This window comes from Pusillimonas sp. (genome assembly GCF_044464525.1).
Lineage (GTDB): Bacteria > Pseudomonadota > Gammaproteobacteria > Burkholderiales > Burkholderiaceae_B > Pusillimonas.
This window is the reverse complement of the sequence record NZ_JBIQLE010000006.1, coordinates 41,665-62,566: the sequence shown is the minus strand read 5'-3', so window position 1 is coordinate 62,566 and position 20,902 is coordinate 41,665. Positions and strand designations below refer to the sequence as shown.

Here is a 20,902-nt window from a genome sequence, read left to right as displayed (position 1 = left end):
TTGAATAAAGGCTTGGCAACAAAACTTGTCACCCCGCCTTGGCGTTCAGTGCGGTGATGCGTAATGTCTCGTCTTCAAGCTGCACGATGGCCGCCTGGTTGTGCAGCTCGTCGTCGAGTTTGGTCTCAATGACCCGATAGACCCCGGCGATGGCCACCAGCTCGGGGTCGAGCTGGGTGGTGAATATGCGGGCGCTTGAATCGCCGCGGGCGCCGGCCATGGCTTTGCCGCGCAAGGGGCCGTAGACGTGGATGTTGCCGTCTGCAATGACTTCGGCGCCCTGGCTGACCACGCCGATGATGATCAGGTCGGTGTCTCGAGCATAGACGCGCTGGCCCGAACGTAGCTGACGGTTGATGATCATGGCGGCCGGCGCTACGGCGGGTGCGGGCGGTGTATCGTCGGCGTCCTGTTCGGGCGCCGCAGCCGACGAGGAGGGCGCCACCACGGGAACGTCAGCCTCCGGGGCCGGCGTGCTGGGTGGACGAGCAGGCGGGCTTGATAGATCGACCTCGGCAAGCCCGTTGGCGCGCGCTGCCTCCAGGAGGGCCCCTTCGGCCACAACCCCGATGGGATGCAGGGAATGATCGCGCAATGATTGAAGCAGGGGGGGCCAATCGATTGCGCCTTCAATGCCGGAAGCGTCGATGACCACGGGCTCATTCTCGAAGAACGAGCCCGCGTCGTTCATGCGGCGGTCAAGCGCGGCCTGGAGCTCGGACGTGTCGGCACTGTGCAGAACGACTCTAAGCGCATAGAGCGCCGCGCTTTTGAAGTCTAGCGCCGCCGGACCTTTGGTGGTGCCGCCGGCGAGATCCTTCGCGGCGTCTTTCTGTGTCGGGGTGGATTTACTCATTATTTAACCCAAGCGTCGCGCAACGTGGTGCTGCGGTTCAGCACCGGGCGTTCGATGGTGGAATCGTAACGGTCGGCCACGAAATAGCCAAGTCGTTCGAATTGCCAGAAGCTTTCGGGAGAGGCCTGGATGCCCGGCTCGAGCCACGCCTGTACGGTATGGAAGGAATTTGGGTTCAGGGCGTCGAGGAAATTCTTGTCGGCGCTGTCGGGATGAGGGTCGGAGAACAGGCGGTCGTAAAGACGGACCTCTGCCGCAACAGCGTGGTCCACGCTGATCCAGGTGATATTGCCCTTGACCTTGACCGAATCGGCGCCCGGCGTACCGCTTTTCGTGTCGGGCAGGTATTCGGCGTGTACTTCAGTGACGCGGCCGTCGGCATCCTTGACGCAACCTGTGCATTGGACGACATAGCCGTATTTAAGCCTGACGGTGTTGCCCGGGAACAGCCTGAAATACTTCTTGGGCGGGTCTTCGCGGAAATCGTCGCGCTCGATCCAGAGCTCGCGCGAGAAATGGAATTCTCGGCGGCCCGCTTCGGGGTCATGCGGATTGCGGGGTGCGTGGCAAAGCTCGCTTTGGCCTTCGGGGTAATTGGTGATGACAAGTTTGACCGGATCGAGGACGGCGACGCGACGTTCGGCCTTGGGGTCGAGATCGTCGCGCAGCGCTTGCTCGAGCACGCTGTAGTCGATGCGTGAATCGGCCTTGGACACCCCGAGGCGTTCGCAGAACAGCCGGATGGATGCCGGCGTATAACCGCGCCGCCGCAAGCCCGCCAGCGTGGGCATGCGTGGATCGTCCCAGCCGGCGACGTGTCCGCCGCGGACCAGCTCGAGCAGCTTGCGTTTGCTGGTGACCACATAGCTAAGATGCAGGCGAGCGAATTCGATCTGCTGGGGCAGCGGACGACGCAAATGGCCAAGGTCGGCCAATTTGTCGAGCGTCCATTCGTAGAAGGGGCGCTGGTCTTCGAACTCGAGCGTGCAGAAACTATGGGTAATGGTTTCGAGGGCATCCTCAAGAGGATGGGCCCAGGTGTACATGGGGTAGATGCACCAGTCGCTTCCGGTGCGATGATGGGGCGTGTGCCGGATGCGGTACAGAACTGGATCGCGCATGTTCATATTGGGCGACCCCATGTCTATCCTGGCGCGCAGGGCCATACTGCCGTCGGGATGCTTGCCTGCCCGCATTTCGTGGAACAGGGCGAGCGATTCGGCCGCGGGCCGGTTGCGCCACGGCGAATCGACGCCTTTTTCGGTAAGGGTGCCGCGAGCGGTGCGCATTTGCTCGGGCGACTGCTCATCCACATAGGCGTCGCCCGACTCGATCAGGGCGCAGGCGAATTCGAACATGAAGCCGAAATAATCGCTGGCGTAGTACTGGTTGTCTTCGTCTTGATATTGCCAGTCGAAACCCAGCCACTTTACCGCCTCGATAATGGCTTCGACATATTCCGCCTCTTCTTTCTCGGGGTTGGTATCATCGAAGCGCAGATGGCAGGCGCCCTGGTAGTCGTTTGCCAAGCCGAAGTTGATGCAGATGCTTTTGGCATGGCCGATGTGCAGATAGCCATTCGGCTCGGGCGGAAAGCGTGTGCGGATGCGGGCGGTGTCGACCTGGCCCTCTTGTTGGACACTGGCGGGCCCGGGACGGCCCGCCCAGAGCTTGCTGGCGTGGCGGCCTTCGTCAAGGTCGCGTTCGATGATGGTGCGAAGGAAATTAGAGGTGGAAGGGGTCGAAGCAGCGGTCATGGGTCCAGATAAGGCAGAAAATCAAGCAAAGTAAGCATTTTGCCATGTTCGCATTAATTTGCTCGCTTCGGTACACAAAATCGCTATTCAGGCTCTAAACTAGCGGGCTATGAATACCACCGTCTGGCTTTCACAGGTTCAATTCCTCACCAGCCTGGGCTTCCTGTTGCTGTTCCTCCTGCTGGAACTCGGCCTTGCCTGGGTGTTGCTGCTGTTCAAGGCCGCCAACCACTTGGCCCAAGACAACACATGGGTATTGGCATACCGGTTCTGGGTTCGCGTGTATGCGCTGGCAGCAATTCTGGCGCTTGCGGCAGCCGTGCCGGTGCTTATACAGATAGGCAGCCTCTGGCCAGGCCTGTTGGACCGTATCGGAGACGTGGCCGGGCCGCTGTTGGCGGGAGCCATTCTTACCACTTTCATCGTCAAGTCATGCTTCATGGGCGCCATGCTGTTCGGCCAGCGGGGGCTGTCCGATGCGGCTCATACCGCGGTGGTGCTGATGGTGGCTTTGGGTACCTCATTGGCTGTTTTCTGGGCCGTGGCGCTATTGTCGTGGATGCAAACCCCGGCAGGCGTCGGCTTTCTCAATGGCAAGTATTTTGTCATCAATTGGTACGAAGTCGTGCTCAATCCTTCCGTGGGATGGATCTTCCTGTTATTGGTTGCCGCCTCAGGTTTGACAGTGGCATTCGTCATGCTCGGTGTGATCGCTCGCAGGGCTTCGTCCTTGCCTGCAGACGGCAGTGCCGTCCATGTGTTTCGAACCGGCGCCGTCATTGGCCTGGCGGCTGTGCTGGTGTACGCGGTGGCCATCACGGGCTACGGCAAAATGGTGGCCGATCATCAACCTGCCAAAGCTGCGGCGACCGCAGCCTATTGGCACGGCGGCTCGCAGCCCGATCTGGCGTTGTTCGGCTGGCCTGACGAGAGGCGTGCCCAGACGAGCGGCCTGATCGCTTGGTCACACGCGGGTGGAAAATGGCTGGGTCGGGACGAAACAGGGCGACTGCTGGGCCTTGATCATTTTTCGGGAATGCACCCCCCGGTGGCGCTTACTTTCTGGTCCTTTCGCCTGACTTTGGCCGTTGCGCTTGCCATGGTGGCTGCGGCCTGCGGCGCATTATGGTGTATGCGCCGCAAATATATCGAACACGGCGATATGCCGCCTGCGTGGCGCATATTTTTCTCGAGCCTGACTTTTCTGGGCTGGGTGGCCGGGGTGGCAGTGCTTTGCCACGTGCTGGCGGGCTTGGCGCCGTTCGTGGTCAACCATACGGTTACTTTCCTGGAAGTGGTCGGCTCCACCGCGCCGGTCCACCTGTTGATTGGCATCGTCGCGCACCTGATGGTGTATGTGCTGCTGATGGCGGGCTTCATCCACCTGTTGCGCCATGGCGTGCAGTATGGCGTGGTGCCGGTTGCCAGGCGAAGGGGCAGGGCATGATCGTCGACACACTGGTTCAATTGCTGGGGTTCAGCGCCGAAGACCCCGCATTCTGGATGCCCCTGGTTTTCATGGGGCTGTTGTTCTGCATCATTGTCGCGGCAGTGGTTCTCGATGGGTTCGACATTGGCGTTGGGTGTCTCACCCTCTTTGCGCCGCCCTCCTTGCGGCCGCGCATGATGTCCTTGCTTGGCCCGTGGCGAGACGCCAATGAGTTTTGGCTTTTCCTGGGGCTTGGCGTCTTCGTCGCGGCCTTCCCCAATGCCTGGGGCGCCATCATGGGGCAGCTCTACCTTCCGCTGTGCCTGCTGGCGCTGGGGGTGTTGCTGCGGTCGGTCTCGTTCGAATTTCGGCTGCGTGCGCCAGCGGGCATGCAGCAGCGATGGATCATCGGGTTCGGGCTGGGCTCGCTCGCCACGGCTGTGGCTCATGGCTTGCTTCTTGCGCGCCTGGTGGTTGCCTACCGCAGCGGCGACGGCTATCTCGTCTTTGGCGTCTTCGTGGCCATTTGTTGTCTGGCGGCCTATTGCCTCTTGGGCGCGGCCTGGCTCATCATGAGGGAACAGGGCGCGTTGCGCCTGAAGGCGATATTCTGGGGCCGGCGCGCCGTTCGCTGGACGGCGGCCGGTGCTGTCGCCGTATCGGTGGTGCTGGCGTTTGCCAATACCGGCGTGTTTTTGAAATGGAGCGACGGTCCGCAATGGACAATGGTCGCCGTGCTGTGGTTCGTGTTGCTGCTGTGTTTCGTGACGATCGAGCTCAGCCTTCAGCGAATGGTCACACATAGCGACCGCGCGACCCTGCTGCCTTTTCTGGCAACTTTGCTGACGTTTCTGGTGGTCTTGGGCGGTATGTTTTACAGCTTTTTCCCATACCTGGTGCTGGACGACATCACCATTTGGGACGCGGCTGCATCGGTCGACTCTTTACGCTTGATCTTGGCCGCCTGCGTCGTGGCCCTTCCGGTCGCCCTGATTTTCAATATCTGGGTTTATTGGCGCATGTTCGGCTTGTCACGCGCGCCTGAGCCACCCGAGCTGAAGCGCATCGATGCATGACGCGGCCAGGCCCGCATGCGGGCCTGGCCGGCGTGTTGCCGCAAACGATTTTTTCATGCCGGCGCATTCCATGCTGCGGGCGGATTTTCTACGCCAGCGGAAGGCTTACCGTCACTTTCAAGCCCCCTGACTTTGCCTCGTCCAGCGACAGGCTGCCGCCATGGGCCAGTGCGATCGAATTACACAAAGCCAGGCCCAGGCCGACGGACCCGGTCAGGGTGCGCGCGTCGTCCAGCCGCGAAAACGGGCGCAGGGCCTCGGTGCGGCGTTCAGACAAAATGCCCGGGCCGTGGTCCGAGACGGTGATGACGGCGTGCGAGGCGGTGGCGGTCAATTCAATGTCTATGGGTGGCGCAGCGTAATTCATGGCATTGGTGATGAGGTTGTCCAGCAATCGCCCCAGGGCAAAGCTGTCGGCATGAAGCCTTATGCCTTGCGGTATGGGCTCTAGAATGCGAACGTCGCTGCCGGCGCTTTCCCAGGTGGCTACGTGTTCTTGCAGCCACTGGCCCAAGTCAAGCATGGTGAAGCGGTAGTTGGCGGGATCGGTGCCGCGCACGAAACCGATGAACTGGTCGACCATGCGTTGCATATCCTTCAGGTCGTGGCGCAGGCCTTCCTTGAGCGGCGCCTCGTCGATCATCTCGATGCGCAACCACATGCGGGACAGGGGGCCTTTCAGGTCGTGCGGCAGGCCGGCCAACAGCGTGCGCCGGACGGCGTCCGACTCGTTCAGCGCGTCGAGCATGGCGTTGAATCGTTCTCCGAGCGCGCGCGTTTCACTTGGGCCGGCGGGCACGACTCGTTGAGGCTGGCCTGCCGCAAGCTGGTCGGCCGCCTTGGCAAGCCGGGTAAGCGGCCGGGTGATATGCCACGAGAACGCCGCCGAAATTAGCAAGATGACGCCCATGCCGGCCAGCCAGATCGCGACCAAAGGCGTTGCAACAGGCGGGGAGAGCTTGTCCAGCGGGATGACCAGCCATTCACGGGTGGCCAGGGCGTCGGCGTCGGTGTGCTTCTCGGTTTGCAGCGATACGTAGATTCGGGGCGTAGGGCCGCGCGACAGTGCGACGCGGGTTCCGTCGTCCAGCCGGAGATTCAGGGTGTCGACAAGCTTGCGCAGATCGCGACGCAGATCGTCGTGCGGCGGAGGCTGCCCGGCTTGGCGCGCATGGTCGCCCGAGTGCCGGTATTCGTGCGCGGAGTGGCGTGGCCGTCGCTCGAGCTCGGCTTCGGACGGCAGGGTGCGGGTCCATAGCCGCCATTCGTTGCGTGAAGCGTCGCGCACGAAGTCGGCCCGCTGTTCGGCCGGGATCTCGGCCAGGGCGGCGCGCAGCGTCCGTATCGTGGTCGAGACGATTTCTATCGTGACGGTCTCGGTGAACTGGTTGCGAAAATGGCTGACGGAAGCCATGGTGCCGGCCTGCACAAGCAGAATGGTGCCTAGTGTCAGCAGGATGAGTCGCGCGCGTAGCGACCGCGGAATGAAGCGCCGCAACATGGTCATTCAGGGGGAAAACCGATAGCCCACACCCCAGACTGTCTGTATCCAGCGCGGCTGCTTGGGATCGTCTTCAATGGCGCGGCGCAGTCGCAAGACGGCGATATCGATGGCTCGGTCGTTACGCTCGCCTTCTTCGTCGTCGCGAGCCAGAGCCAGCAGGCGGTCGCGCGAAAGGGGCTTGCCTGGATTGGACACCAGGGCCTCGAGCAGGTTGACTTCGCCGCCCGTCAGTTTGATAAGGACTTGGTCGCGCGTAAGTTGGCGGGTGGCCGGGTCGAAAATGAAGGGGCCGAACTCGACGGGCTTTCCCTTGATGAAGGCTGACGCCCCTTTTTTACGGCGCAGCACCGCCTCGATGCGCGCCAGAAGCTCGCGCGGGTCGAAAGGCTTGCCCAGATAGTCGTCGGCGCCGGCTTCGAGGCCAATGACTCGATCGACAGTTTCATCGCGACCTGTAAGCAGGATGACAGGGATGTCTTCGCCTTGCCGGCGCAGGCGTCGGCAGGCCTCGGCGCCGTCTCCGTCGGGCATCATGCGGTCAAGTACGATGAGGTCGGGGTTGTAGCGCTCGATGCGGCTTTCGAGGTCGGCGCCGTCGGGTGCAAGCAAGGTATCATAGCCGTGGCGGTTGAGATAGTCGGCCAGCAATTGCCGTAAGGCCGGGTCATCGTCCACCACCAGCACTTTGGTGTGAGTTTTTTCCATGGTGCCGCCAGTTTGCCCACAGGAAGGGCCGCTGGCAAGCATCCGAAACTGATTGAAATAACCCACGTATCTCTGGTCCCGTTCGATACCATTCATGAGCCTTTCTCCTGTCGACTCGCCTTTCAGCCGCTTCAGGGGCCGTGCCTGGCTGTCTGATCTGCCGGCCATGCTGTTCTGGGCGGCGTTGGCCGGCGTGCTGGCGGCTTTGGCTACCCTGGCCTTCTACCGGGCCATGCACTTCATTCTTTCATTGGCCGGCGGGCATAGCGGCTCGGTGGTTCAAACCATGCAGGGCTTGCCATGGTATGGGCGACTGCTTCTTCCGGCGGCGGGCGGGGTATTGGCGGGCTGCCTGCTTTATTGGTCCGAGAAACGAGGTTCCCATGCCAGTTCCGACTATATGGAGGCGGTGGCTATTGGCGATGGCCGCCTGGCCATTGGTCAAGGCTTGCTTCGTTCCCTCTCTTCTTTGTTCACGGTGACGTCAGGCGGTTCCATCGGCCGCGAGGGCGCCATGGTGCACCTGGGCGCCATGGGGGCGTCCATCGTGGGCCGAACCGTAAAAATGGACACTGCGCGCTTGCGGCTGCTGGTCGCATGCGGGGCGGCGGGCGGTGTCTCGGCGGCGTATGGCGCGCCAGTGGCGGGTGCGCTGTTTGTCGCCGAGATCGTCCTGGGAGCCATGGCAATACAAAGCGTGGGCCCTTTGTTGATTTCCGCAGCCTTCGCCAACCTGACCATGCGGGCAGTGGGCCACTATCATGTTGTTTATCCCATCGAGGGCTTGATGCAAATAGGGGCGGGCCAAATACTGCCTTTCGTGGTGCTGGGCCTGCTTGCCGGCGTGCTGGCGCCGCAGTTCCTGCGCTTTCTTGGGCTTGCGCGCGCCATGTTCCAGCAAACCGGCCTGCCTATGCCTGTGCGTCTCGGAATCGGCGGGTTGCTGGTCGGTCTCTTGCTTATTTCTTATCCACAGGTGGCCGGCAATGGTTTCAGTGTCGTGACATCCATGCTCCACGAGGCCTGGACCTGGCAGGCGCTGCTGGCGATTTTGTTATTGAAAGTGGTGGCCACCGCCTTTACCGTCGGTTCGGGCGCGGTCGGCGGGGTGTTCACCCCAGCATTGCTGGTGGGGGCGGCGTTTGGCGCCTGCTTCGGGAAAATGGTCTTGGGCATCTGGCCCGAGGTGGGCGTGTCGCTCTATCTGTTCATACTGGTGGGCATGGGCGCTTTCCTGGGCGCCGCCACTGGCGCGCCGTTGATGGCCATCGTCATGATTTTCGAGATGACAGTCAGTTATCAGCTGGTCCTGCCGCTGATGGTGGCTTGCGTTTTGGCATATTTTGTTTCCAGAGCGGTGGCCCAGGTGGCCATGTACGATGTTACGCTCACTCGTGAGCGCGACCTTGTCCTTAGACGGGGGTTGCGCCACCTGCGTCTGAACGAACTGGTCAGGCCCGCGGAAACAGTCGTTACCGTAGACACTCCCGTCAAGGAAGCTCTGCAGATGTTCATGGAATATCCGGTCAGATACCTTTATGTGGTCGACCAAGACAACATCTATCAGGGTGTTGTTGCCCAGCGGGATCTGACCAGCTTGCTGATGACGCAGGCCGATATGCAAAGCCGGGTGGCGGGCGACGTTGTTCGTTATGATTTTCTTACGCCTCTTCATCCGGATATGGGCCTGGACGAGGCACAAGATGTCTTTGTCCAGTTCAAAGGCGAGCGCCTGCCCGTGGTCAGCCGCGACGAACAGCCCCGGTTGCAAGGGGTCGTCTACAAGTCCGCCCTGCTCGAAAAGTACTCGGCGCTCAAACGTTCGCTGGATGCAAGCGCGGATGTTCTGGCTGAAGTCACGCACGGGCGCCGGTAAGGCTGGCGCCACACACCGGGCGGGGGGCGCTGCTTTCCTGGCATTGCTTCCAGCGCCTGGCGGCTGTGCGGGGGGCAAAGCCATATGTAAGGGGTGAGCGGGCGCGTGATGTTTTGTGGCAAATGGCTGACAACAGCGGTGACGGTCGTGTTGCCGGGCTGCCTTCTGGGTTTCGGAGCCGCCTTGGCAGCCGAGTTTCGCGATTTGGCGCCGGCTCGTGTATTCCCTGTCGAGACCGGCACTGTCGCCGCTCCCGTGCCGCTGCCTCTGCCGCCCCCCGACGTCGAGCAGGGTGTGGATGCCGGCGAGGGGCTGCGCGCGTCGCTGTTTGCCCCGGCGCCCGACGAGGCCGGCGCTCGTTTGGCTGACTGGTCCTATAGCCAGGGCCTCAAGCCCTATCGCGGCTACGGCATTGCCGGTTCCTCGGGCCGTGATCCCTTGACACTATCCTCGCTGACATCGTCCGACACTTGGGTATTGGGCGCCGAAAACTGGCGTTATACGGGCGGCGACGGCGCCGATCTCACATTAGGCAGTTACGCGCCGCGTGGATTCATATGGGGCGGCGGTGCGCGATTGGGTGGTGTGGCTCTGACGCGCTCGCTGACCGATGCCGCGGTCCCTGAAAACAATTGGCAGTATGGGGTGGTGTTGGGCGCCCTCAATTACACCGACGCCGCAGCTTCTTCGGGCGCACTGACATACGGCGCCGGCGCCAGCGACGTTGTGGTCCGTTACGGCATCGATTCCGACCTGACCCTCGAGACGCAGATGCAGTGGGCTCCCGATATGGTAACGGCAGGTATAGGAGGCCTGTATTCGACGCCATGGGGCGCGTGGCGGGGCGGTGTGGCAAAAGCGACCCATGATCTTAACGACGGGTGGCGTTATCGTGTAGGGTATGACGTTAGCCTGCTGGACGATGTCAAGTTGTCATGGCTTAACGAGCAGCGTAGCGGCGGTTTTTCCGACCTTGGCAACTACACGGGTTTCCAGGCCGACTCGGGGCAGAGCCGCAATCTTGTCTCAACCAGCATAGCTTTAGGGCGCTGGGGCACCTTGCGCGGAAGCTACGAGCGCGTTGCTTCGCCGGCTGCGCCCTTGAAGCAGCAGTTCGTGGTGGGTCAGCAGTTTTGGTACAGCCCCAACCTGCGAGTGTCCGTCAGCGCCCAGCGCGAGCACCTCACGGGGGATTACGGCTTGGGCCTCGAGCTGTCCTTGCCTATTCAGTAGGCTGCCCGCGAGTACAGGCCCAAAGGGCTAAAATGCCTTGTCCGTCCGGTGCGCAACCAATTGGTCATGCATCGGTGTCATCGCTTTTCTGGTATCGATACGCCAATCCCCATCGCATGTCTTCTCTTCTTTCCGGTTCCCTAGACGTCCTTCAGCAGGTTTTTGGCTACGACTCGTTCCGAGGAGACCAGCAGGACGTCATCGAGCACGTCCATGGCGGGGGCGACGCCCTCGTCCTGATGCCCACGGGCGGCGGAAAATCGTTGTGCTACCAGATTCCCGCCCTGATGCGCGCGGGGGTGGGTGTTGTCATCTCTCCCTTGATCGCGTTGATGCAGAACCAGGTGGACGCCCTGCTCGAGCTTGGCGTCAAGGCGGCTTTTCTCAATTCCACCCAAGATTGGCGCGAGGCGCGCGAGGTGGAGCAAGCATTTCTATCAGGTGAGCTTGACCTGCTGTATATCGCCCCAGAGCGCCTGTTGACCGATCGCTGCCTCGAGTTGCTGTCGGAAGGCCAAGTGGCCTTGTTTGCCATCGACGAGGCGCATTGCGTTTCGCAATGGGGACACGACTTTCGCCCTGAATATTTGCAACTGTCGATCTTGGCCGAGCGCTGGCCCACGGTACCGCGCATTGCGCTGACCGCCACGGCCACCACAGAGACCCGGCGCGAAATCGCACAGCGGCTCAGGCTGACGGATGCCCGCCATTTCGTCTCCAGCTTCGACAGGCCCAACATACGGTATCGCATCGTCGAGAAAAACGAAGTGCGCCGGCAGTTGCTGGCCTTCATACAAGCCGAACACATGGGCGACTGCGGCATTGTCTACTGCCTGTCGCGTGCGCGGGTCGATGAGACGGCCGAGTTCTTGTGCAAGAACGGCATCGAGGCGCTGCCTTATCACGCCGGCCTGAGCGCCGCCGTGCGGGCCGATAATCAATCCCGTTTTCTGCGCGAAGAAGGCCAGGTCATGGTGGCCACGATTGCCTTCGGCATGGGAATCGACAAGCCAGACGTACGTTTCGTCGCGCATATCGACCTGCCCAAGTCCGTCGAGGGCTATTACCAGGAAACAGGCCGTGCGGGGCGCGATGGTCAGCCGGCCACGGCATGGCTGGCTTACGGCCTGCAAGACGTCGTGCAGCAGCGACGCATGATCGAGGAGTCTCCCGGAGAAGATGTCTTTCGGCGCCGGCTTGGAGCGCAACTGGATGCGATGCTGGGGTTGTGCGAAACCGTAACCTGCCGCCGCCAGCGCCTGCTGGCTTATTTCGACCAGGCGATAGCGCCTTGCGGCAATTGCGATACCTGTCTTGAACCGCCCGAGGCCTGGGACGGAACGGTGGCGGCGCAAAAAATCTTGTCTGCGGTGTATCGGCTGTGGCGAGAGCGCGGCCAGCGGTTTGGCGCGGGCCATTTGATCGACATTCTGAGAGGCAAGCAAACCGATCGCGTCCAGCAGTACGATCATCAAAGTTTATCGGTGTTTGGTGTAGGGGCCGACTTGTCCGAGCAAGCCTGGCGAGGGGTGCTGCGGCAGTTGCTCGCACAGAGCTTGCTGGCGGTGGACAGCGAGGGCTACGGCACGCTGGCCTTGACGGACGGCAGCAGGGCGGTCTTGAAGGGCGAAACGACGCTGATGTTTCGCCGCGAGCCGGAAAAGAAGGCGCGGTCGTCCCGCTCGGGATCCAAATCCGGCGCTTCACGCAGCCGCAGCGCCGACATCGTGTTGCCGCCCGAGGCGCAGGAGCGCTTTGAGGCTCTGCGCAGCTGGCGGGCCGAGACGGCGCGCAGCCACGGGGTGCCGGCGTATGTGATTTTCCATGACTCGACCCTGCGCGAGGTGGCTTTGAACTGTCCTCAAAGCCTCGAAGAGCTCGCGCAGATCAGCGGTGTGGGCGTGCGCAAGCGCGAGGCCTATGGCGAAGACCTGCTGCGCTGCGTCGGGGCTGCCTAGCAGCGGTCCGTGGCGTTGCCCGTATTTTGCTAAGCTGGCGGAGTTGTCGCGCTGGTTTCAGGCATGGCGCGACCGTTCAACCGGATGGGCCCGATGGAACTGCGTCAACTCAGATACTTCATTGCCATTGCCGATTCAGGAAGCTTTAGCGCCGCTTCCCAACGCCTGCTTATTGCCCAACCTTCCCTGAGCGCACAGATAAAATCACTGGAGACCGAACTGGGCGTCAGGCTGCTCGAGCGCACAGCCCGGGGAACTCGTCCTACCCCGGCGGGGGCTCGCTTTTTGCAGAGGGCGCGCGCACTCATGGCCGAATCAGAGGACCTTGCGCGAACCACCCGCTCGATGGCCGGGGAAGTCTTCGGCACAGTGCGGTTGGGGCTGACGGTTTCGGCGGCTTATCCCCTGGCCGCACCTATTCTGGGCGAAACCGTCAAGGCTTATCCTCGGATCAGCTTTGTGATCGTCGAAGCGCTGAGCAGCAAACTCATGGACCGCGTGAGGCATGAAGAGCTTGATCTGGCGCTGTCTTTCAGCCCGGCTTTTACGGAAGGCGTACGAGGCGAGACGCTGGCCACGGAACGGTTCTACTTATGCACAGCGCCAGGACATCCCTTGGCGGCAGATGAGCCGATCGGCGCCGAAAGCTTCCTGCATTTGCCTCTATTGCTGCCGCCGGTCAACCACGAGCTTTCCCAACGATTGGTCAGTTGCGGATTGCGCATTGGCCTCAAGCCAATCTGGTCACACGTGGTGGAATCGGTCAATGTCATCAGCAGCCTGGTGGAGGCGGGACTTGGCGTGTCGATCTTGCCGTATTCCGCAGTGGCCGATGGCGTGAAGGCCGGACGTATCGCCGCCAGGCCTATCTCTGATCCCGAGCTTGCGCGCCAGATGTGCTTGATTTATTCCTCACGACGCAGCCTCGCCGCGGCGGAGCTGGAGGTGGCGCGCATCATCAGGCGGATTGTCGCGGACAGGATAGAAACGGGCTTGAGCAATTGGGCGTTGCCCAAATGAAGATATAGGAAAAAGCTATATCTCTTAAAGGTAAAAGGGCATTGCTCCGGCGGGTCGCCGTTCCTATGATGGTGTAGCAAAGATCATTCATAAAGGGGGACAGCATGACCTACGATGCAATTGTGATCGGGGCCGGACACCATGGCCTTATACTCGCGACCTATATGGCAAAGGCGGGGCTGAAGACCCTGCTGACCGAACGGCGGCTGCATTATGGTGGTGGCTTAAGCACGGTAGAGGCGACCCTGCCGGGCTTCTATCACAACTTGCATTCGATCAATCATTTTCATATAGAGCACACGCCCTGGTACCGCGACCTGCAATTGAGCGAGAAAGTGCCCTATATAACGCCCCGGTACGAGCTGGGTCAGGCGCACCGGGATGGTTCCGCCCTGGTTTTCGGGCGTGATCTCGAAGAAACAGTAGCCAACATCGCCCGCTTCTCCAAGAAAGACGCCGCCACTTTCCGCGAGTGGAACGAGAAGGCCGAACGAATCACGACGGAAGTCTTTCTGCCAGAGCGCTATGCCGAGCCTTTGCCGGCCGCTGAGCGCGAAGCGCTGCTCGGGCGTCACGCACTGGGACGCGAATTCCTGGATGTATGCGGCCGCCAGCCTCTGGAAGTGGTCGAGGAACTGTTCGAGAACGAACATGTGCGCCTGCTGTTCCTGTTCAAGGTTTCCTTGTTCGGCACATGGCTGACGGACACCTTGAACAAGACGTCTCCGATGGGGTCGGTGATCCGCGCGTTCGACCTGACGACCGGCTACCAATTGTGCAAGGGCGGAAGCTACAACCTGGCCCGCGGCCTCATGGAGCGCTTCCTCGAAGCCGGCGGCACATACTGGAACCAATGCGAGATAGAGCGCATCGTGATCGAGAACGGGCGAGCCACGGGGATCGAATGCGCCGATGGCCGCAAGGCCAAGGCGTCGAGCTTTGTCGCCTCGACGGTGGACGTTCATCAGACTTTCGAGAAATTCATAGGGCGCGACCAGTTGCCCGAAGCCATGCGACAAAAGGTAGAGGGTTTCAAGTACACGACTTGGACGCTGTTCGGCCTGCATCTGGCATTGAACGAGATGCCGCGCTTTGCCGCCGAAAGCTTTGATCCCAACATCCGCCTGACCCAGAAATGGAGCATCGGGGCGGACACCATGGAGGAATTGAACTCCGCTCACGAAGACGTGAAGCTCAACAAAGTGCCTGAAGTCATCCAGTTCGGCGCCGGGCCGCTCAGTGTGCTGGATCCGACCTTGGCTCCCAAGGGCAAGCATGTCACCTACGCGTGGCATGTCATGCCGCACCAGCCCGATCTGGGCGGACAGGGTTTTGACGATTTCAAACGCGAGTTCACCGAGAAGATCATCGATCGATGGGCCGAGTACTGCCCCAATATGACGCGCGACAATATTCTGGGCAAGTACACCTACACTTCGCACGAGTATGTGCAGGAACTGCCCAATATGCGTAACGGCGATATCTTCATGGGCGCCTTGTCAGGCGACCAAGTCATGGACAGGCATTTCGGCTACAGAACCCCTATTGAAGGCCTTTACATGGCGGGCTCCGCCACCCATCCCGGCGGTGCGATCTCGGGAGGCGCCGGTTATATCGTCGCCGGCCTTGTCGCAGACGAGTTGGGCATCAAGAAGTGGTGGGAAACCGATGATCTGCGGGCGCGTCTGGCGTCACTGGGAGGTTAAGCATGGATTTCGAGCCGACAAATCTGCAAGGCAAGACGGTACTGGTGACGGGGGGCGGCCAAGGAATAGGGGCGACCCTGGTTGAAGCGTTTGCTCTGGCCGGTGCGCGCGTCGTGGCCGCAGACATACAGGAACCAGCCGTGTCCGCCCTGGCGGCGAGGCTGTCCGGACAGGGGCTGGAAGTGAGCGGGGCCGCACTTGACGTAACCCAAGAAAGACAGGTTCTGGAACTATCGCGAGACCTTCAGCAAAGCCATGGCGGGGTGGATGTTCTGGTCAATAATGCCGCCTTGTTTTCAACCCTGAAGATGCAGCCCTTCGATGAAATCGAGCTGGAAGTCTGGGACAAAGTGCTCAAGGTCAACCTGACCGGCCCGTTTTTATGCGCGAAGCACTTCGCGCCCATCATGCGCGAGAAGGGCGGCGGAAGAATTATCAACATAGCGTCGGGTGCGGTGACTCTCGGCCGCCCCAACTATCTTCACTACATCGCGTCCAAAGCAGGGCTGGTCGGCATGAGCCGCTCCATGGCGCGAGAGCTTGGGCCGCACTCAGTCACCGTCAATGCCGTGTTGCCGGGCTCGGTGGATACAGGTATTGAGCGCGAAACCGTGACGCCCGAAGCCAAGTCGCGCATCGTGGCCATGCAGTGCATACCGCGAGGACAAGTGCCGCAAGACCTGGTGGGCGTGATGCTGTTTCTGGCGTCCGATTCGTCCGGTTTCATCACTGGCCAGTCCATTACGGTGGACGGCGGTGCGACCCATTCTTAAGAGAGCGATGATGATCAATGTGTCTTTGGTTTGCGGCCGTTATGACAGGACGGCTGCACTGCTGGACGGAAGGGTGGGTATCGAGGGGTGTCAGGTCACTGCCGTGCCTCTCACGCCGGAAGAAACCTTTTTTCGTGTGTTCACCCAGCATGAGTTCGACGTGGCGGAGCTGTCGTTCTCCACCTATTTGATGCAGACTGCCCGGGGAGAATGCGAATATGTCGCCATCCCGGCGTTCGTGTCGCGCGCGTTTCGCCATTCGGGGTTCTATGTGCGTACAGATCGAGTGGCACAACCCGGCGATTTGCGCGGCAAACGTGTGGGTGTGCCTGAATATCAGGTGACGGCAGCGGTCTGGGGAAGGGGGATACTGCAACACGAATATGGCATTCCACCTTCCGACATCAGTTGGGTGGTCGGTGGAGTCGAGGAGCTTGGGCGGCACGAAAAAGTGCATCTGGACTGTCCGCCGGGGGTGGAAATAACGCCTGCCGAAAACCTGCCCTTGTCGGGCCAACTTGCGATGGGCGCGATCGATGCCATCCTGGCGCCGCGTGCGCCGTCCTGCTTCCAGAGTAAATGCCAGCATGTGGGTCGCCTGTTTCCGGACTCTCGTTCGGTTGAAGCAGAGTATTTCAAGAAGACCGGCATTTTTCCCATCATGCACGTGGTGGGCATCCGGAAATCCCTGGTGCAGAAGCACCCCTGGCTGGCGGCCAGTACCATGAAGGCATTCATGCAGGCGCGGGCCTTGGCGCTACCGAGCCTGGACGACACGACTGCTTTGGCGACCAGCCTGCCTTGGCTGAATCAAGAGGCTGAATTCACGCGATCCGTAATGGGTGAAGAACCTTGGCCGTATGGTGTCGAAAAAAACATCAAGACGCTCGAAGCCATGTTGACCTATCATCATGAGCAAGGCTTGTCGCAACGCAAGCTTGCCCTGGAAGAGGTTTTCCATCGGGGTTCGCTGCAGCAGTTCAAGATCTAGGAGTAAAGCAATGCCGAAGGCCGATTTGCGCGAGCGCTATGTCGGAATGTCGCTTGAGGCCGTTTTGCCCAGTCGACGCCGCCTTTATTATGGCGGCGACTGGCATGATGGCGAGCGGGGCGAAATGGCTCTTGCTTCGCCTTCCGACGGCCGCGGCCTCGGGCATGTGGCGCTTGCCGGCGTGGGGGATGTCGACGCGGCCGTGAACGCCGCCCATGCCGGCTTTTCTGTCTGGAAGGATGTACCTCCTTTTGAGCGTGGGCGTGTGCTGCGCGAAGCCGCCCGCATCCTGCGTGACAACGCGCTTGAACTGGCCATGATAGACGCGGCTGATTGCGGCAACCCCGTCAGCGCCATGGTTGGCGACGTCGAGCTCGCCGCTTCCGGGCTCGAGTACTTCAGCGGCCTCGTGCAAGAAACCAAGGGTGACACGATTCCCATGGGGCCCGGGCGCATCAACATGACGGTGCGCGAACCCTTGGGGGTGTGCTTGCGCATCATCCCTTACAACCATCCGCTTATGTTCGCCGCGATGCGGGCCGCGGCGCCGCTTGCAGCCGGAAATGCCCTGGTCATCAAGGCGCCCGACCAGGCGCCCTTGTCCTGCCTGAAGCTTGCCGAGCTGTGGCATGGCCTGTTGCCGGCCGGCGTCTTCAATATCATGACCGGCGGTCCAGAGGTCGGCGCCGCCCTCGTGGGGCATCCGCTCATTTCCAAGGTGGGGCTTGTAGGCTCTGTCCAAACCGGCCGAAAGGTCATGGAAACGGCGTCGAAGCGATTGACACCCGTGGGCCTCGAGCTGGGCGGCAAGAACGCGCTGATGGCCTGGCCGGATGTGGATGCAGACAAGGTGGCACAGGCGGCGATTGCGGGTATGAACTTCACCTGGGCAGGGCAGTCTTGCGGCTCGACCAGCCGCGTGTTCCTGCACGAGCGCATCCACGACGAAGTCATTCAACGCATGAGCCGGCTCGTCGAAGGCACGGCGCCGGGCTTGTCCCTCGATTGGGATACGCGCATGGGCGCGCTGATCAGCCGCCCGCATCTGGATGCGGTGGCGGGTTTCGTCACTGAAGCCGTGGGTGAGGGCGCCGAAGTAATCGCGGGGGGCCGCATTCCCGACGACGAGGCGCTTGCGGGCGGATATTTTTATCTGCCGACCATCTTGGCCAATGTGCACAGCAAGATGCGGGTCGCCCGCGAAGAGGTCTTCGGGCCGGTCATGTCCGTGCTGTCGTGGTCGGACGAAGAAGATCTGTTCAGAGCCGTGAATGGCGTCGAGTATGGGTTGACTGCTTCGATCTGGAGCAACGATCTGAAAACCGCAATGCGGGCAAGCCAGCGTGTCGATGCCGGCTACGTATGGATAAACGATGTGTCCCGGCACTTTTTGGGGGCGCCCTTTGGCGGCTTCAAGCAATCCGGCTTCGGTAAAGAAGAATCATTGGAGGAGTTGTTGGAACATACCCGCCTGAAGAATGTAAACATCAACTTAGCGTGATGGCAGGGCGGTGTATGCAAGTGTGTGGATGGACCCGGCATGCTGCGGCGATAGTCCCATCTTGGGGGTAGGCTGCCACGCATGCCGTCTAAAACATAATAGGAGACGTATATGTATATGCAACACCTGAAAAAAATGGGCGCGGGGTTGGCATTTGCGGCGGCGGCGGCGATGGCGCATGCGCAAGAGCCGGTCGAGATCGGCTTCATCACCACACTGTCGACGCCCGCCGGCTACATCGGCGAAGACGAACGCGATGGCTTCAGCCTGGCAGTCAAGCAAGAAGGCGGTAAGCTCGGTGGCGTACCAGTGCGCCTGCTGATAGAGGACGATGGCCTTAAACCGGCCACCGGCAAGCAGTCAGCCGAGAAAATGCTGCAGGAAGGTGTACGCCTGTTCACGGGGGTCAACTTCTCCAACGTGCTCATTGCGGTCGTGCCGTCGGTTGTCAAAGAAGATGCTTTCTATGTCAGCTTGAATGCCGGGCCGTCCAATTTTGCCGGCAAGGGATGTCACCGCAACTTTTTCTCGGTGGCCATGCAGAACGACGCCTTCGGCGATGCCGCCGCCTTGGCGGCAAACGATATGGGCATCAAGAAAGTAGTGATCCTGGCCCCCGGCTATCAGGCGGGACGCGATGCGCTCACTGCGTTCAAGCGTTCCTACGAGGGTGAGATCGTCGCCGAGATCTATACCAAGCTCGATCAGTCGGATTTTTCCGTCGAGTTGGCGCGCATCCGGTCGTTGCAACCCGATGCGATCTTTGAGTTCATGCCGGGCGGTGCGGGGATCAACTTCGCCAAACAGCTCGCCAATTCAGGCATGAAGGACACCATCAAGATGGTTACCACCTTGTACTCGATGGACGACCGCATGCTGGCCGCCACGGGTGATGCCGGCGAAGGCTTTTATCTCAGTACACAGTGGACGGCCGAGCAGGACAACGACGCAAGCCGAGCTTTCGTCAAGGCTTTCGAAGAGGAGTATGGCCGGCGTCCGACGGTATATGCGGCCACTTCATACGATACTGCACGCCTGATCGCATCCGCACTCAAGGTCGTGAACGGCGACATCAAGGGGCAAGCGGATGCATTCCGCGATGCCTTGCGCAAGGCCGACTTTGAAAGTGTCCGAGGCAAGTTCAAGTTCAACACCAACCAGTACCCTATCCAGGATTGGTATTTGGTCAAGGTCGAACGCAACGACGCGGGCAAACTTGACTACGCGCCGGTAGGCAGGATTGTGGAAGATCTTACCGACCCCTACCACACCGAGTGCAAGATGGATTAATCCTGCTGTTACGGTCTTATAAGCTTCGGTTCGCCCGCGTGAGTTTTGCTGTTCAATCGAACAGCTCGGGCGTGCCGGAGCCGCCGGTGGGAGCCGTTAGCCCAAGATGCCGCCACGTGGTCTGCGTCGCGATGCGCCCGCGCGGGGTGCGCTGCAGGTACCCGTGTTGAATCAAGTAAGGCTCGATGACATCCTCGATCGTGTCCCGCTCTTCGCCAATGGCGGCCGCCAGGCTGTCGACGCCCACCGGGCCTCCGTCAAATTTGTGCACAATGGCTTCAAGAAGCTTGCGGTCCATGACATCGAGACCTTGAGGGTCGACATCAAGCATGGCAAGCGCAGCGCCGGCGGTTGGTGTGTCGATGCGCCCGTCGGCTTTCACCTCGGCATAGTCGCGCACCCGCCGCAGCAGGCGGTTTGCGATGCGTGGCGTGCCGCGTGAACGGCGGGCGATTTCCTGGGCGCCCTCAGGCGTGATGGCCACGTTGAGCAGGTGTGCGCTGCGCGTGACAATGCGCGCCAATTCTTCGGAACTATAGAACTCCAGGCGCGACACAATGCCGAAGCGGTCTCGCAAGGGATTGGTCAGCATGCCTGCGCGGGTTGTTGCGCCCACCAGGGTGAACGGCTGCAGGTCAAGCTTGACGCTGCGTGCGGCGGGGCCTTCGCCGATCAGGATATCTATCTGGAAATCTTCTAAGGCCGGGTACAGGATTTCTTCAACGACGGGCGACAGCCGGTGGATTTCGTCGATGAACAGCACATCGTTGCGTTCGAGATTGGTCAGTAGCGCGGCCAGGTCGCCGGGGCGTTCCAGAACAGGGCCGGATGTCTGACGTAATTGCACTCCCATTTCGTGCGCGATGATGTGGGCCAGGGTGGTCTTGCCCAAGCCCGGCGGCCCGAACAGCAACACATGATCAAGCGACTCGTTGCGCTTTCTCGAGGCGGCGATGAAAATTTCAAGTTGTTCGCGCACGCGCTGCTGCCCCACGTATTCATCCAGCAGGCGCGGACGCAGCGCGCGCTCGATGGATTCTTCGTTGGGTGAGGCGCTGCGTGGCGTAACAATACGTTCGGAAGGCGCTTCGCCTGAAAGCGAATCGGAATGGATGGCCATGGGCGTTATGGAAAAGAAGGGGAGTCAATGGCAATCGTACACCAGGGCGGCGGCCGGCCCGTGTCTTGATCGGCCGCGTTGCGCTCAGTTCCGGGTGCGCAGATCGC

The 20,902-nt window shown here is 61.0% G+C and carries 16 protein-coding genes; 11 read left to right on the top strand and 5 right to left on the bottom strand.

The window, feature by feature from the left end; genetic code table 11:
• Window positions 1–28: 28 nt before the first annotated feature.
• On the bottom strand, window positions 29–856 hold the full coding sequence (minC, locus tag ACIY1O_RS05095) for a septum site-determining protein MinC (protein ID WP_397474002.1): 828 nt from the start codon (window positions 854–856) through the stop codon (window positions 29–31).
• Entirely contained in the window at window positions 856–2,613 is a 1,758-nt protein-coding gene (locus ACIY1O_RS05090; RefSeq protein WP_397474001.1) for a glutamine--tRNA ligase/YqeY domain fusion protein, read from the bottom strand. The genes minC and ACIY1O_RS05090 overlap by 1 nt, the downstream gene beginning before the upstream one ends.
• 109 nt (window positions 2,614–2,722) lie before the next feature.
• Between ACIY1O_RS05090 and ACIY1O_RS05085 the strand changes: the two genes are divergently transcribed.
• Entirely contained in the window at window positions 2,723–4,060 is a 1,338-nt protein-coding gene (locus tag ACIY1O_RS05085) for a cytochrome ubiquinol oxidase subunit I (protein ID WP_397474000.1), read from the top strand.
• Entirely contained in the window at window positions 4,060–5,118 is a 1,059-nt protein-coding gene (locus ACIY1O_RS05080) for a cytochrome d ubiquinol oxidase subunit II (protein ID WP_397474074.1), read from the top strand. Before ACIY1O_RS05085 ends, ACIY1O_RS05080 begins: the two co-directional genes overlap by 1 nt.
• Before the next feature lie 88 nt (window positions 5,119–5,206).
• On the opposite strand, the gene ACIY1O_RS05075 is transcribed toward ACIY1O_RS05080, so the two are convergent.
• Together ACIY1O_RS05075 and ACIY1O_RS05070 are read right to left on the bottom strand one after the other, a co-directional pair.
• Window positions 5,207–6,625, bottom strand: a complete 1,419-nt coding sequence (locus tag ACIY1O_RS05075) for an ATP-binding protein (protein WP_397473999.1) — start codon at window positions 6,623–6,625, stop codon at window positions 5,207–5,209.
• Window positions 6,626–7,327 carry a response regulator gene (locus ACIY1O_RS05070; protein ID WP_397474073.1) on the bottom strand — a complete coding sequence of 234 codons (702 nt, stop codon included), beginning with the start codon at window positions 7,325–7,327 and terminating at the stop codon, window positions 6,626–6,628.
• Between the two features lie 94 nt (window positions 7,328–7,421).
• Here ACIY1O_RS05070 and ACIY1O_RS05065 point away from each other — a divergent pair, with 94 nt between their 5' ends.
• From ACIY1O_RS05065 to ACIY1O_RS05025, 9 genes are all read left to right on the top strand, one after another.
• Window positions 7,422–9,203, top strand: a complete 1,782-nt coding sequence (locus tag ACIY1O_RS05065; RefSeq protein ID WP_397473998.1) for a ClcB-like voltage-gated chloride channel protein — start codon at window positions 7,422–7,424, stop codon at window positions 9,201–9,203.
• 108 nt (window positions 9,204–9,311) lie between these two features.
• Window positions 9,312–10,436 (top strand): fimbria/pilus outer membrane usher protein, encoded by a 1,125-nt coding sequence (locus ACIY1O_RS05060; protein WP_397473997.1) that lies wholly within the window; start codon window positions 9,312–9,314, stop codon window positions 10,434–10,436.
• Window positions 10,437–10,552: 116 nt separating this feature from the next.
• Window positions 10,553–12,394, top strand: a complete 1,842-nt coding sequence (gene recQ, locus ACIY1O_RS05055) for a DNA helicase RecQ (protein ID WP_397473996.1) — start codon at window positions 10,553–10,555, stop codon at window positions 12,392–12,394.
• Between the two features lie 93 nt (window positions 12,395–12,487).
• Window positions 12,488–13,414, top strand: a complete 927-nt coding sequence (locus ACIY1O_RS05050) for a LysR family transcriptional regulator (RefSeq protein ID WP_397473995.1) — start codon at window positions 12,488–12,490, stop codon at window positions 13,412–13,414.
• A 104-nt stretch (window positions 13,415–13,518) separates the two neighbouring features.
• Entirely contained in the window at window positions 13,519–15,120 is a 1,602-nt protein-coding gene (locus ACIY1O_RS05045) for a phytoene desaturase family protein (protein WP_397473994.1), read from the top strand.
• Between the two features lie 2 nt (window positions 15,121–15,122).
• The gene (locus ACIY1O_RS05040) at window positions 15,123–15,893 is read left to right on the top strand and encodes an SDR family NAD(P)-dependent oxidoreductase (RefSeq protein ID WP_397473993.1); all 771 of its coding nucleotides are present in this window, start codon (window positions 15,123–15,125) and stop codon (window positions 15,891–15,893) included.
• A 7-nt stretch (window positions 15,894–15,900) separates the two neighbouring features.
• Window positions 15,901–16,884 carry a substrate-binding domain-containing protein gene (locus ACIY1O_RS05035; protein ID WP_397473992.1) on the top strand — a complete coding sequence of 328 codons (984 nt, stop codon included), beginning with the start codon at window positions 15,901–15,903 and terminating at the stop codon, window positions 16,882–16,884.
• Between the two features lie 10 nt (window positions 16,885–16,894).
• Window positions 16,895–18,385: an aldehyde dehydrogenase family protein gene (locus ACIY1O_RS05030; RefSeq protein WP_397473991.1), complete on the top strand. Its 1,491-nt coding sequence runs from the start codon at window positions 16,895–16,897 to the stop codon at window positions 18,383–18,385.
• Between the two features lie 117 nt (window positions 18,386–18,502).
• Window positions 18,503–19,675, top strand: coding sequence for an ABC transporter substrate-binding protein (locus ACIY1O_RS05025; RefSeq protein ID WP_397474072.1), 1,173 nt, complete (start codon window positions 18,503–18,505; stop codon window positions 19,673–19,675).
• A gap of 52 nt (window positions 19,676–19,727) precedes the next feature.
• Here the strand turns inward: ACIY1O_RS05025 and ruvB are convergent, their stop codons facing one another.
• Entirely contained in the window at window positions 19,728–20,795 is a 1,068-nt protein-coding gene (gene ruvB / locus ACIY1O_RS05020; protein ID WP_397473990.1) for a Holliday junction branch migration DNA helicase RuvB, read from the bottom strand.
• Between the last annotated feature and the right edge of the window lie 107 nt (window positions 20,796–20,902).

Coding starts and splice junctions, on each gene's coding strand:
- ACIY1O_RS05025 (WP_397474072.1), top strand. CDS start 18,503: ATGCAACACCTGAAAAAAATGGGCGCGGGGTTGGCATTTGCGGCGGCG.
- ACIY1O_RS05040 (WP_397473993.1), top strand. CDS start 15,123: ATGGATTTCGAGCCGACAAATCTGCAAGGCAAGACGGTACTGGTGACG.
- ACIY1O_RS05035 (WP_397473992.1), top strand. CDS start 15,901: ATGATGATCAATGTGTCTTTGGTTTGCGGCCGTTATGACAGGACGGCT.
- ACIY1O_RS05065 (WP_397473998.1), top strand. CDS start 7,422: ATGAGCCTTTCTCCTGTCGACTCGCCTTTCAGCCGCTTCAGGGGCCGT.
- ruvB (WP_397473990.1), bottom strand. CDS start 20,795: ATGGCCATCCATTCCGATTCGCTTTCAGGCGAAGCGCCTTCCGAACGT.
- ACIY1O_RS05030 (WP_397473991.1), top strand. CDS start 16,895: ATGCCGAAGGCCGATTTGCGCGAGCGCTATGTCGGAATGTCGCTTGAG.
- ACIY1O_RS05075 (WP_397473999.1), bottom strand. CDS start 6,625: ATGACCATGTTGCGGCGCTTCATTCCGCGGTCGCTACGCGCGCGACTC.
- ACIY1O_RS05060 (WP_397473997.1), top strand. CDS start 9,312: ATGTTTTGTGGCAAATGGCTGACAACAGCGGTGACGGTCGTGTTGCCG.
- ACIY1O_RS05070 (WP_397474073.1), bottom strand. CDS start 7,327: ATGGAAAAAACTCACACCAAAGTGCTGGTGGTGGACGATGACCCGGCC.
- recQ (WP_397473996.1), top strand. CDS start 10,553: ATGTCTTCTCTTCTTTCCGGTTCCCTAGACGTCCTTCAGCAGGTTTTT.
- ACIY1O_RS05045 (WP_397473994.1), top strand. CDS start 13,519: ATGACCTACGATGCAATTGTGATCGGGGCCGGACACCATGGCCTTATA.
- ACIY1O_RS05050 (WP_397473995.1), top strand. CDS start 12,488: ATGGAACTGCGTCAACTCAGATACTTCATTGCCATTGCCGATTCAGGA.
- ACIY1O_RS05090 (WP_397474001.1), bottom strand. CDS start 2,613: ATGACCGCTGCTTCGACCCCTTCCACCTCTAATTTCCTTCGCACCATC.
- minC (WP_397474002.1), bottom strand. CDS start 856: ATGAGTAAATCCACCCCGACACAGAAAGACGCCGCGAAGGATCTCGCC.
- ACIY1O_RS05085 (WP_397474000.1), top strand. CDS start 2,723: ATGAATACCACCGTCTGGCTTTCACAGGTTCAATTCCTCACCAGCCTG.